The organism is Algoriphagus iocasae (genome assembly GCF_014206875.1).
Lineage (GTDB): Bacteria > Bacteroidota > Bacteroidia > Cytophagales > Cyclobacteriaceae > Algoriphagus > Algoriphagus iocasae.
The window spans coordinates 639,779-652,416 of record NZ_JACIJO010000001.1 but is presented as its reverse complement, the minus strand read 5'-3'; the positions used below and the strand labels follow the sequence as shown (position 1 = coordinate 652,416).

The window sequence follows — 12,638 nt, the reverse complement described above, 5'->3', positions numbered from 1 at the left end:
ATTGATAAGATTAAATTAATGCCTTTTCCTTTTAGCTTTTTACTTCAGATTGGCTTTCTGTTATTTTATCCACCACCAAAGCGATTGCTCCATCTCCAGTCACATTACAAGCGGTGCCAAAGCTGTCCATTGCGATATAAAGTGCAATCATCAAACCAACCATCTCTTCCGAAAATCCCAGCATGGATTGAAGCACTCCGATAGCTGCCATAATCGCTCCACCTGGTACTCCCGGCGCTGCCACCATCGCTATTCCAAGCATAAAAATAAAGCCTGCAAACATCCCGAAATCAAAAGGAACTCCTTCCAAAATCATCAAAGCCATGGCACAGGCTGTGATTTTCATAATACTTCCAGAAAGGTGAATGGTCGCACAAAGCGGAATGACAAAACCGGCAATTTTTGGAGAAACTCCATTTTTTTCTGCTTGTTCCAAGGTCACAGGAATAGTAGCTGCAGAAGATTGCGTTCCCAATGCTGTAAAGTATGCAGGCATCATGGTCGCCAATAGCTTCAAAGGATTCTTTTTGACGATCGCACCTGTGATTACATATTGAAGGATCAGTAAGAAAATATGCATGGCGAAGATCACCCCGATGATATTTAAGAAAACTGAAAGGATTGAATAAACCTGTCCGCTGAATGCCATATTGGCGAAAATACCCATGATAAAGATGGGCAAAAGTGGAATAATCACATTCTCAATCACCTGCATGATGATGGTTTCAAAGTCCTTCACCACCTTTTTCAAGGTAGAATTCTCTTGATATGAAAGCCCCAAACCTATTACAAAAGCCAATACCAAGGATGACATCACATCGATCACAGCTGGGATTGTAATACTGAAATAAGGCTCTAAATCATTTCCTCCTTCGGTTACTTCTGCAGCTTCATTGACATGGGAAGCCAATAAAGAAGGGAAAATCGTGGAAGAGGTAAAATAGCTCATAAAGCCAGAAAAGAGAGTAGACCCATAAGCAATAGCTGCTGTAATCAATAATAACTTTCCAGCTCCTTTTCCGAGATCAGAAATCGCAGGCATGATTAATCCCAGGATAATCAGTGGAATAGCGAAATTCAGGAATTGGCCAAAAAAGGCATTGAAGGTGGCAAAAATCCTATTGACAGATTCCGGTAAAAACAGTCCAAAAACAATTCCTAATACGATGGCTATAAATACTTTGAAAAGTAAATTGGAGAATATTTGCTTCATTTTCGATGTTAATTGATTCGCTTTCCAGCTTTCTGATTTTCAATTGAGCTTGCTAAGATAGAAGAATCGACTTTTAGAATGCTGGCAATCTTCCAAATATTACCTCAGCGGTATTCCAGCTTGAATTCCGATTTTCTTAACTTAACGACCTCATTTATCCCTTCGTCTAAACTTGAAACTATTTACGCTCCTATTCGCTGGATTTCTTTTGGCCATGTTGATTTGGACCATTTATAAATCAAAAGTCAAAAAAAGTGGATTTCATGTTCCAGAACTTTTCCCGGAAAATTGGAGAAGGTTTTTGGAATCAGAAGTTCAATTTTATTCAAGGCTTAGCCCTGAAGAAAAGTCCACTTTTGAAGCAGATGTTCAGAAATTTCTAAAGCGAATCAGAATCACAGGAGTGAAATGTGAGGTGACGGATGAGGATCGTCTCTTGGTGGCAAGTAGTGCTGTCATCCCTATTTTCGAGTTTCCGGAATGGGAATACAAAAGCCTTTGCGAAGTTCTTTTATATCCAGATTTGTTTACCGAAAAATTTGATTTCACTGGGGATCACAGGTATACTTCTGGCATGGTTGGAAGTGGAGGACCCATGAATAATGTGGTGATTTTCTCCAAACCTGCTCTGCGCCAAGGTTTTGATAATAAAAGTGATAAGTCTAATGTAGGAATCCATGAATTTGTCCACCTGTTTGACAAGCAAGACGGTAGCATCGATGGTATTCCTGGGATCATTATGAAAAACCAAACCGTTTTGCCTTGGCTTCACTTAATTAAAACTACAACCTCCGAAATTCTCGAAGGCAAAAGCGACATCAATCCTTATGGAACCACCAATAATCAGGAGTTTTTGGCTGTGGTGAGCGAATACTTTTTCGAAAGACCAAAGTTGCTGAAAAGTAAGCACCCTGAGCTATACGAGATTTTATCCCAGGTTTTTAAGAATGACCTAGCGGAAAAAGTCTGAGGAAATCCCGGCAAAAGCATTACAGATCAGGACAGTAGATCATTCTTAAGTTGGTTATTTAAGTATCAAACCCAAAACCTGTCGAATGAAATATTTTGCTATAAGAATCCTTTGTTCAGTTTGCCTCTTTTTCACTACCCTAGTTCTCTTTTCCCAGACCAACGAACCTCCAAAAGAAGTCGCAGGTTTCCCCGTCAATTACGATGAGGATGCCATTCCTCCCTATATTTTGCCTGACCTTTTCACCCTCCAAAACGGAAAAAAAGTAAGCGATGCGGAGACTTGGATGAATGAAAAAAGGACTGAACTTTTAGAAGCTGTGGCTTCACTTCAATATGGCAAAACCACTCCAGCACCGAAAAACATAAAATATGATATGTTCGAAAAGAACGGTGAAGCATTCGGTGGAAAAGCAATCAGAAAACAAGTCAGAATTTATTTGACAGAAAATAGCAAAGATCATCCGATGGATGTTTTGATCTACCTACCTAAAAATGTATCCGCACCCATTCCTCTTTTTTTCACTATTTCATTTTCTGCCAATAATCAATCCGTTGATGATCCAGCTGTGAAAATTGGAGAAATTTGGAATCGTGATGGAGAAAAAGTTAAAGCAGATCAGCCCGGTAGATTTCGAGCGACAGATGTGGAGCAATTCATCGATGAAGGATATGGATTTGCGACGGTTTATTATGGAGACATTGATCCGGATTTCAAAGATGGTTTTGAGCATGGGATCCGAAAGGAATTTTTGAAAGCAGGGGAAACTCAGCCAAAAGAAGATGAATGGGGGACCATTTCAGCTTGGTCCTGGGGATTGAGCAGGGCGATGGATTATTTTGAAAAGGACAAAGATATCGATGAAGAAAGAATCGCTTTGATGGGAGTTTCCCGATTGGGAAAAACGGTGCTTTGGACCGGGATTCGCGATCCTCGGTTTAAGATGATAATTGCAAGTTGCTCAGGAGAAGGCGGAGCGGCTTTGGCAAGAAGGGATTATGGAGAAAACATCAAACATATGTCTGATCCTTCCCGCTACGCCTACCAGTTTGCTCCCAATTATCATGAGTATTCTACCCACTTGGATGATTTTCCTTTTGATGCACATTCATTGGTGGCGATGATTGCACCACGTCCTCTTTTACTTCAGACAGGGGATACCGATTATTGGTCTGACCCAAAAGGTGAATTTCTAGCAGCGAAAGAAGGAAGCAAAGTCTATGAGCTATTTGGAGAGAAGGGGCCCAAAAACAATGAAATGCCTGCCGCAGGAGACACTTCATTGCTCGGAAATAAATTGGGCTATTACATGCATGAGGGTGGTCACGGAACAATTCCTTCTGACTACCCGGTTTTTATTCAGTTTATGAAGAAATTCCTCTAATCAATAAGAAACCGGAACTTCCACCATGGTTTGATCCCAACCTAATCGCATTACAGCTGAGTTATTACCTAAATCTTCAAACCGTATAGAGAAGGCTTCAACAGTCTCTGGGAAAGATTTTGCCGGAACAGTCACTCGAATTACATCTTTGCTTTCGTCGTATTTAAAAGCTCCCCAGTAATCCAAATCCGAGTTGAAAATGATTGTCCATTCGCTTTCACCTGGAATTGCAAAAACAGAATAAGTCCCAGCTGCTAAACTTTTATCGCCAATTTTTAGATCCTTGAAAGCTTTAAATTCAGCAGCCTCGTTGGCTCCCAGCCTCCATACTTTCCCAAAAGGAACTATCCCTCCGAAAACTACACGATCAGATTTTGCAGGTCGGCTATAGTAGACTTTTGCGATAGCTTCTTCCCCAGCTTTGCGATCATGAGCAAAATTATCAGGAAGATAGGCTACATCCATAGGGCTTTTATCAGGTCCACGGAAGGATTGGGCAGTTGAAAAGTAACTTAGTCCTGTTAGGAGTAAGAAGGAAAGAATGATTTTTTTCATCGTATGAGCTTAATAAATGATTGGGAAAGTACTCAATTTTTAAGATCGATTCAAGGAAACTCTGTAAGCCAGAAGACAAAATCCTAAGATTTTACGAATCAACAACTTACCAAAAGGCTCCTTAAAATCAGACACTTGGATTCTGGGTGATTTTTGGATAAATTAAAGTTACCAAATGAGTGTTTTGTATTTTTTCTAGAAGTCTTTCAGGGATTTTTCATCCTAAGAGTTCATATAAATTTTTAACCAACCCAAATCATGAGCAAACAAGAAGTTATTAAAGAGAAGTTTCTACGAACACAAAAAGCTTTACTGCTAAAACCGGCTTTAGGCCATGGCACGGGAGTTTCAAGAACCAAAATCATCGATGGTTTAAGTTGTGAAACGCAGGAAGGTGAATGGAATTTTAAAATCGATATGCCCACACAAATTGGTGGCACCGCGACAGGTCCAGTGCCAGGAGTTTTAGGAAGGGCAGCTTTAGGTAGTTGTCTTGCGATAGGTTATATGATTTGGGCTTCAAAATTGGGAGTAAAAATTGACGGGCTGGAAGTGACTATCGAGGCAGATTACGATGACGGAGCACTTTTTGATACTTCGGATGTCCCTCCAGGCTATTCGGAGATTCGATATTATGTCAAGGTGACGAGCGACGCTTCAAAAGATGCTATTCAGCTTGTATTGGATGCTGGGGATAAGCATAGTCCTTATTTAGATGTATTCTCCAGAGCTCAAAAATGCATCAGGAAAGTCGAAATCATCAATTCTTAATTCTTTGACCATGAAACCAGAACTACAGCGAAGAGTCCAAAGGTATGGTTGGGACAAAGCCTCCGAATTCTATGAGAATTCTTGGCAGGAACAACTAAAACCAGCACACGATTTACTTTTAGAAAAAGCTAAAATTCAGGCCGGAGAGAAGGTTTTAGACCTTGCGGCAGGAACTGGACTAGTGACATTCAGGATGATGGATCTGTTAGGTCCAGAAGGTAACATGATTGCTACCGATCTTTCTGATGAAATGGTCAACAAAGGAACTGAAAAAGCCTGTGAAAAAGGCTTAACAAATGTGACTTTCCAATGGATGGATGCAGAAAACCTTAGTCTAGAAGACAATAGCTTTGATGTGGTTTCCTGTGCGCTGGGACTGATGTATTTCCCAGATCCCGATCAAGCTGTCCAAGAAATGTATCGTGTTCTGAAGCCAAAAGGAAGAGTGGCTTTGGCAGTTTGGGGTTCTCGGAAAAATTGTGGCTGGTCTGAAATATTCCCAATCGTGGATGCCCGAGTCAGTTCTGATGTTTGCCCGATGTTTTTCCAATTGGGAGAAGGAGAAATCATAAAATACCCCTTAGAAAAGGCCGGATTCAAAGAAATTTCAGTTCAAAAAATCGCAACTACTTTACATTACAACTCCGATGAAGAAGCTTGCCAAGCCTCATTTCTTGGCGGCCCAGTGGCAATGGCCTATTCAAGATTCGATGAACAAACCAAGGAAGAAGCACAGCGGGAATACATTGCTTCGATCCAAGTCTATAAAACTAAGAGTGGCTACGAAATCCCCGGTGAATTTGTCGTCGCAACCGCCATCAAAGGCTAAATACATTTAAAGTTTTCTTCAAAAACCTTCAACATTAATAGAATATTTTCCTCGCAATTTTTAATCTTTATTCTTAATCCTCTGCTTTTTAGCAGAATATCATTTTTAAATAAACAATTAAAATTCTGTGAAAGCTGCCCTCCGCCGTCAATATGGTGATCAAAATGCCATCACCATTGAAAATTTAGAGAAACCTGTTCCGCAGCCCAATGAAATCCTCGTAAAAGTCCACGCCACGACGGTCAATCGAACAGATTGTGCCAATCTGACGGGAAAGCCATTTATCATGAAATTAATGCTGGGATTATCGAAACCTAGGAGAATCATTTTGGGAACGGATTTCTCTGGCGAAATAATCGAAACCGGTGCTACTGTCAAGGCTTTCAAAACCGGAGATCGGGTATTTGGATTTTTTGACATGGGACAGGAAACCCAGGCAGAATATGTTTGTATCAAAGAAGAAGTAGCTTATCCCATGCCAGCGGGAGTAGATTTTAAAACTGCTGCAGCGGGTCTTGAAGGTGCTCATTATGCCTATTCTTTCAACCATTATGTTGAGATCAAATCCGGCCAAAAAATTTTGATCAATGGAGCCACAGGAGCGATAGGCTCAGCCCTATTGCAGTTTATCCGCCTGAATGATGTGAAAATCACTGCTACTTGCAACACTAAAAATATCGAGCTGATTAAATCTCTTGGCGCTGACAAAATCATTGATTTCACAACTGATGATTTCACGAAAGAGAATGAAAAATTTGATTTCGTTTTTGACACAGTAGGCAAAAGCACTTTTAGAGCCTGTAAACCAATTTTGAAGGATAAAGGAATCTATATTTCCAGCGAACTTGGCCCGAATTCAGAGAACATTTTTTATGCACTTTCCAGCAAAGTGTATGGAGATAAGAAGGTCATCTTTCCTATTCCATTTAGCCTAAAGAAGACCATTCCTTACATTTCAGAACTATTGGAAAACGGAAAATTCAAACCTGTCATTGATCGGGAATACAGCCTTGACCAAATTAACGAAGCTTACAAATACGTCCTCTCCGGACAAAAAACAGGAAATGTGATCATCAACATGCAATAAGCCCAAACCATAGAACCCAAAAACTACATGACACGCTCCATAAGAAATTTGCACTCCTCCCTCCTATTTATTCTTATATCGGCTATCCTTTTGGGATCATGTTCTGAAAAAACTGCCATCCAAGAAAATCAGGATTCCATTGTCATCTCAAAAGAAAAATATGCTGATCAATTGTATGGATTTTGGTTGGGAGAGTGCATTGCCAACTGGACCGGATTGGTCACCGAAATGGATAAAATCGGAAATGTTGGAGCTATTAAAACCGGTGATTTTTATACCAGAGAGGATTGGGGAAAGCCAGACCAGCCTAGTATTTGGGCGGAAGGAATTCCTAGTCATTTATCTCCCACGATCGATTTTGTTTTTGCTGATGAAGGTGAAGTTTGGGGTTCTGATGACGACACGGATATTGAATATATCTACCAATTCCTTCTAGACAAACATCAAACGACGCAGCTTACCGGGGAACAAATCAAAGAAGGTTGGCTGAATCATATCAAAAAAGAGGAGGAAAATTACCTCTGGGTTTCCAATCAGAAAGCCTTCGATCTAATGCAGGAAGGAATCACTCCACCCCAAACCAGCGACCCAGAATTGAATGAGCATTATGACATGATCGATGCGCAATTGACCACGGAGATCTTCGGCCTCTTTGCCCCCGGCAGACCGGATATAGCGATTAAAATGGCCCAACTCCCAATTCAAACTACAGCTCGGGAAAATGCCCAGTGGATTTCTGAATTTTATGTTTCGATGTACTCTTTAGCTGCTTTGGCAGATTCTGAAAAATCGAAAAAGGAACAAATCTTTGAAATGGCCAATGAGGCAAGAAAGGTCCTTCCAGAATCATCCTACTCCAGTAAAATGTATGACTTCGTTTTGGAAAAATATAAATCTGGAATCCCTTGGGAGCAAACGAGAGATTCAATTTATGTGAGATACCAAGTCAATGAAATGGATGGTTATGACCTAACATCTAAAAACCTCTATTGTAACGCATGCTTCGCCGCAGGAATCAATTTCGCAGCGAGTCTAATAAGTCTTTTTTATGGTGAAGGAGATATCGTCGAAACAATCAAAATTGCCGCATTGGCAGGTTGGGACTCGGATAATCCTACAGCCACATGGGGAGGAATGCTTGGTTTTATGCTAGGAAAAGAAGGAGTTGAAAAAGCGTTTGGCAGAAAGTTTTCCAATCAATTCAATATTCATAGAACCAGGATTAATTTCCCAAATGAGGGAATTGACACGTTTGAGAATATGGCAAAAACAGGCCTTCAAATCACAGAAAGGGTTGTTTTAGAGGAAATGGGTGGAAAATTAGATGAAAGCAACAATTCCTGGATTATTCCTGTTCATTGATTTTAAACGCCATTTTTCTCCAGGAACAAATTGTAAACCCTTTGTTATTAATTCATGAACTCATCTTCAAAGTCAAATAGTTTTTAGAACTTAAGGTCTTTATGAATAACCGTATGAAACGTCGCCCATTTCTTCAAAAGATTACCTTATTCTCTTCTGCCGTGATGGCAATTCCTCTGGATAGCCTAAGCAAAACCATCAAAGAGGAGCCTAAAAAACTACGATTCATTGTGGCTTCAGATGGTCATTTTGGACAGCCCGACACGGACTTTACTGGCATGCATACCCAATTGATGAAATCCATCAATGCGGAAGAGCAAGTTGATTTTGTAGTTTTCAATGGAGATTTAATTCACGACGATCCAGCCTTGATGCCGCAGGTAAAACTTTTTTATGACACCCTAAAATGTCCTTACTATGTCACAAGAGGAAATCACGATAGAGTGGCCGAGGGAGAATGGACAAAGATTTGGGGAAATCCAGAAAACCATGCCTTCCAGGCAAATGACGGCTCAGGAGTGATTTTACTGAACTGCTCCAATGAAGACGGGGAATATCTTTGCGGAGATGTTCCATTTTTGAAATCAAAACTTGACGAGTTCAGCGGTTTATCCCATGTCTTTGTTTTCATCCACATTTCGCAAAATGACTGGACCAGACATGGTGTGAAATGTGATGATCTTTTGGAAACTATCAGCCAATTCAAAAATGTCAAAGCTGTTTTTCACGGACATGACCATGACGTGGATGGCATCATGATCAACCGAGGCAAGCCATATCTTTGGGACGGGCATTTTGGTGGAAGTTGGGGAAATCCATTTCATACCTATCGAGTAGTCGAAATTTTAGAAAACGGCAACACTGTCACCTACCTCAAAACGGTCAAAGATGGTACGATCCTCAATGGACATTCGCTTTAAATTCTGACAGTTTCGGTTCATCTAGGCTTTGATCATAGGATCATTTTATATTTGCAAAAAAATCAAACGATGTCCTTTTTAGATAAAATAAAGCAATCTCCTGAAAGCATCTTATTTTCAGAGGTAATCAGTCATATCGATTCCAATTTTGATTTCAATCCTACTCGTTTTACGAATGGGGACACCATCAATGAGGCCAACCAGAACAATGGCTCTTGCAAAATTTTCAGCTTTGCGAAACTAGAATCCTTGAATCCAGACCAGACATTAAATCTATTTGGAGATTATTATCGCAAGGATGTATTAGAAAATCCAGATGGAGAAGACCATCAAAACATCCGGAATTTCATGAAGTATGGTTGGGAAGGAATCAGCTTCGATGGAGAAGCTTTACGCAAAAAATAAAAAAAGATCCGGCTAAAACCGGATCCTTTAATTGTTCAAAAACCTATTAAACTTATGCGTCATTCGCACCGCTGAGATCAGACGATCCCAGAAGTATTTTTATACCTTCAGCTCTCCCTCTACACCTACATCCACTTTCTGGCCGGTAATTATTCCAAATAGCATTTTCGCTCCAGCCAATCCAGCACCATGCTTGGTATCCCAATAATGGCCTGCTTGAGGTATGAATTTGATCACTGAAATTCTTGGATCATCTTTCCCTTGAGGGAACCAGTTTTTGGCTAGTGAATCCCATAATTCATAGATCATTTCTTTATCCTGAGAGATTTCAGATTTACCCTGAAGCTCCAAAAATTCCATCGAACTTGGTTTTTGGAAAAAGAGACGAGCTCTTGGGTTGCTGTTTATTTCTGCATTTTTAGCACTGTCTATAGCACTTAAGAACCAAAGTGTCCCATCATCGTCTGTTTTCTGGACACTCATTGGTCTTGCAGATTGGTTTTCATCAAATGATACTTCGGTTTGGAAAAAACACAAACTGGAAGAATCCACCATATCGCGGATTTTGCTTACGGCAGCTTTTCCTTTGAGATTTTCCACATTTGAACTTCTTGATTCTTTATTGATAGTTTCCATAATTTTTCTAACTAATTGTTCACTTGTTAAAATGCAAATGCCTTGCCTAGACTCTTGATCGGAAAACTTAGAGGACGAAAACCCTCTCTACACTTACTGAGAAGCCTTTTTTATTTGACTTTGGAGATTTAGCAAAGTAAAAACACCAAAGAAAAACTATCCTTTACCGAAAGATTTCCCCAAATTGTGGTAAATCTTAACGCTTTTAGCCTTCCATAAACCCAAGTATTTAAAACCTCCCTGTCAACCATGAAAATCGGAAAACCTGCAACTTCTGCCGCTGGCCCCAAAGCTGTCTACCATGCGATGGACAAAGCATTTCATGCCATGAAAATTTCCAAGGCATTTAAAATCCTTGGGGCTTTAAATCAAAAGGGAGGTATGGATTGCCCGGGTTGTGCCTGGCCAGATCCGGCCCATCGATCTAAACTGGGGGAATATTGCGAGAATGGCGTAAAGGCAATTGCTGAAGAAGCTATTGATCTCAATGCAGATGCTGGTTTCTTTTCCAAGCATTCTATTTTGGAAATGCGCCAGCAAAGTGATTATTGGCTAGGGCATCAGGGGCGATTAACACAGCCAATGATGATCCGAAAAGGCGAAACTCATTATTCTCCTGTGGAGTGGAATACGGTTTTTGAAACGATTGCGGGGCAGTTGAAAAACCTGCCAACGCCAGATGATGGAATTTTTTACACCTCTGGAAGAACCAGCAACGAAGCTGCTTTTCTTTACCAGCTTTTTGTAAGAATTTTCGGCACCAACAACATGCCCGACTGCTCCAATATGTGTCATGAATCCAGCGGAGTTGCGCTAAGTCATACCCTTGGAATCGGAAAAGGATCGGTCAAATTAGAGGACTTTTATCAGTCAGAACTGATTTTGATTTTTGGGCAAAACCCCGGAACGAATCATCCCAGAATGCTTTCTGCGCTGAAAAAAGCGAAAGATAATGGCGCAAAGATCGTAGTCATTAATCCGCTCAAAGAAGCTGGATTAATGAGTTTTGAGGACCCGCAGTCCGTTTCGGGATTTTTAGGAATCGGCGCACCACTTGCTGATTTATATCTTCAAGTTAGAATCAATGAAGATGTAGCACTTGTACAGGCTGTTGCCAAGAAGTTAATGGATCGCTCCAAAAATGACCCGGCGATATTAGATCATCATTTTATACAATCGAAGACTGACGGATTTGAAGCCTACGAACAATCCTTAAAGGAATTGGATGTGGAATCTTTGATTTCCAGGACAGGACTGGATCCTGAACAAATTGAAGAGTTTGTAAATCTAGTATCCACCAAAAGCAAAATCATCGCTTGCTGGGCTATGGGACTAACCCAACATGTCAATGCGGTAGACAATATTCAGGAAATCGTCAATCTCCTTTTGCTCAAAGGAAGCATAGGGAAACCTGGAGCAGGCACTTGCCCTGTGAGAGGTCATAGCAACGTTCAAGGAGATAGAACCATGGGGATTTGGGAAAGACCAAGTAAAGAATTTCTAGACACGCTAGCCTCCACTTTCAATTTTGAGCCACCACGGGAACATGGTGTTGATGTCGTGGGAGCTATACAATTAATGCATGAACAGCCTGGAAAGGTGTTTATGTCAATGGGTGGAAATTTACTTTCAGCCGCTCCGGATACCAGCTTTACCACCAAGGCGCTTGAAAACTGCGATATGACCATTCATGTTTCTACAAAACTGAACCGGTCTCATTTACATCCGGGAGAAATTGGATTTATCCTGCCTTGCCTTGGCAGAACAGATATCATTCAGGAAAAATCCGGCATCCAAAAGCTCACAGTTGAAAACTCCATGGGAATGGTTCATTCTACTCAGGGGAATCAAGTGGCCAGATCTGAGTATTTATTGAGCGAACCTCATATTATCTCTCAAATTGCATCCCGAACTGTCGGAAATGACATTATTGATTGGAATTCGCTGATTGACAATTACGATAAGATTCGGGATCTGATCAGCAAATCAGTCAAAGGTTTTGAGTCATTCAATGAAAAAATCAAGGGGAACACCATCTTAGAATTGCCCAATGGACCAAGGGAAGGAAAATTTACTAATGACATTGGGAAAGCTCGTTTTACGATAAATTCCCTTCCGGATTATCAACTGGAAGATGGAGAATTGATGATGATGACCATCAGAAGCCATGATCAATTCAATACGACTATTTATGGAATGGACGATCGGTACCGAGGCATTTATGGAATCCGTACTGTTGTTCTAATGAATACTTCAGACATCAAAAAACTGAATTTAGATCTCGAAAAGACCGTCACACTTTCCAACCATTATGAAGGTAAAACCCGGAAAGTGGCCGGTTTGACGATCGTTCCATACGACATCCCAAAAGGTTGTGTAGCAACTTATTTTCCAGAATGCAATGAGCTTGTTCCGATTCATCTAAAAGCAAGAAAAAGTAATACCCCAGCCAGTAAATCCGTGAAAGTTAGAATCTCTCAACCTTGATTCATCCATCGATTTTTGC

Annotated in this window: 12 protein-coding genes; 9 read left to right on the top strand and 3 right to left on the bottom strand. The window is 40.6% G+C overall.

Features of this window, described 5'->3' with window-relative positions; all coding sequences use genetic code 11:
- Positions 1-31: 31 nt before the first annotated feature.
- On the bottom strand, positions 32-1,213 hold the full coding sequence (locus tag FHS59_RS02795; protein WP_184492887.1) for a dicarboxylate/amino acid:cation symporter: 1,182 nt from the start codon (positions 1,211-1,213) through the stop codon (positions 32-34).
- Between the two features lie 172 nt (positions 1,214-1,385).
- On the opposite strand from FHS59_RS02795, the gene FHS59_RS02790 reads away from it, so the two are divergent.
- Both FHS59_RS02790 and FHS59_RS02785 read left to right on the top strand, forming a co-directional pair.
- Positions 1,386-2,183 (top strand): M90 family metallopeptidase, encoded by a 798-nt coding sequence (locus tag FHS59_RS02790; protein WP_184492886.1) that lies wholly within the window; start codon positions 1,386-1,388, stop codon positions 2,181-2,183.
- A gap of 85 nt (positions 2,184-2,268) precedes the next feature.
- Entirely contained in the window at positions 2,269-3,567 is a 1,299-nt protein-coding gene (locus FHS59_RS02785; RefSeq protein WP_184492885.1) for a glucuronyl esterase domain-containing protein, read from the top strand.
- Here the strand turns inward: FHS59_RS02785 and FHS59_RS02780 are convergent, their stop codons facing one another.
- Positions 3,568-4,122, bottom strand: a complete 555-nt coding sequence (locus FHS59_RS02780) for a DUF2911 domain-containing protein (protein ID WP_184492884.1) — start codon at positions 4,120-4,122, stop codon at positions 3,568-3,570.
- A gap of 258 nt (positions 4,123-4,380) precedes the next feature.
- On the opposite strand from FHS59_RS02780, the gene FHS59_RS02775 reads away from it, so the two are divergent.
- From FHS59_RS02775 to FHS59_RS02750, 6 genes are all read left to right on the top strand, one after another.
- The gene (locus tag FHS59_RS02775) at positions 4,381-4,893 is read left to right on the top strand and encodes an OsmC family protein (protein WP_184492883.1); all 513 of its coding nucleotides are present in this window, start codon (positions 4,381-4,383) and stop codon (positions 4,891-4,893) included.
- A gap of 10 nt (positions 4,894-4,903) precedes the next feature.
- Positions 4,904-5,722: a class I SAM-dependent methyltransferase gene (locus FHS59_RS02770; RefSeq protein ID WP_184492882.1), complete on the top strand. Its 819-nt coding sequence runs from the start codon at positions 4,904-4,906 to the stop codon at positions 5,720-5,722.
- Between the two features lie 127 nt (positions 5,723-5,849).
- Positions 5,850-6,809, top strand: coding sequence for an NAD(P)-dependent alcohol dehydrogenase (locus FHS59_RS23510; RefSeq protein WP_184492881.1), 960 nt, complete (start codon positions 5,850-5,852; stop codon positions 6,807-6,809).
- Positions 6,810-6,836: 27 nt separating this feature from the next.
- The gene (locus FHS59_RS02760; protein ID WP_184492880.1) at positions 6,837-8,171 is read left to right on the top strand and encodes an ADP-ribosylglycohydrolase family protein; all 1,335 of its coding nucleotides are present in this window, start codon (positions 6,837-6,839) and stop codon (positions 8,169-8,171) included.
- A gap of 113 nt (positions 8,172-8,284) precedes the next feature.
- Positions 8,285-9,091 carry a metallophosphoesterase family protein gene (locus tag FHS59_RS02755; protein WP_184492879.1) on the top strand — a complete coding sequence of 269 codons (807 nt, stop codon included), beginning with the start codon at positions 8,285-8,287 and terminating at the stop codon, positions 9,089-9,091.
- 69 nt (positions 9,092-9,160) lie between these two features.
- A complete protein-coding gene (locus FHS59_RS02750; protein WP_184492878.1) occupies positions 9,161-9,496 on the top strand; it encodes a HopJ type III effector protein in 336 nt (111 codons plus the stop codon).
- Positions 9,497-9,595: 99 nt separating this feature from the next.
- On the opposite strand, the gene FHS59_RS02745 is transcribed toward FHS59_RS02750, so the two are convergent.
- Positions 9,596-10,132: a pyridoxamine 5'-phosphate oxidase family protein gene (locus FHS59_RS02745; protein ID WP_184492877.1), complete on the bottom strand. Its 537-nt coding sequence runs from the start codon at positions 10,130-10,132 to the stop codon at positions 9,596-9,598.
- A 249-nt stretch (positions 10,133-10,381) separates the two neighbouring features.
- Here FHS59_RS02745 and FHS59_RS02740 point away from each other — a divergent pair, with 249 nt between their 5' ends.
- Positions 10,382-12,619 carry an FdhF/YdeP family oxidoreductase gene (locus FHS59_RS02740; RefSeq protein ID WP_184492876.1) on the top strand — a complete coding sequence of 746 codons (2,238 nt, stop codon included), beginning with the start codon at positions 10,382-10,384 and terminating at the stop codon, positions 12,617-12,619.
- The last annotated feature ends 19 nt before the right edge of the window (positions 12,620-12,638 follow it).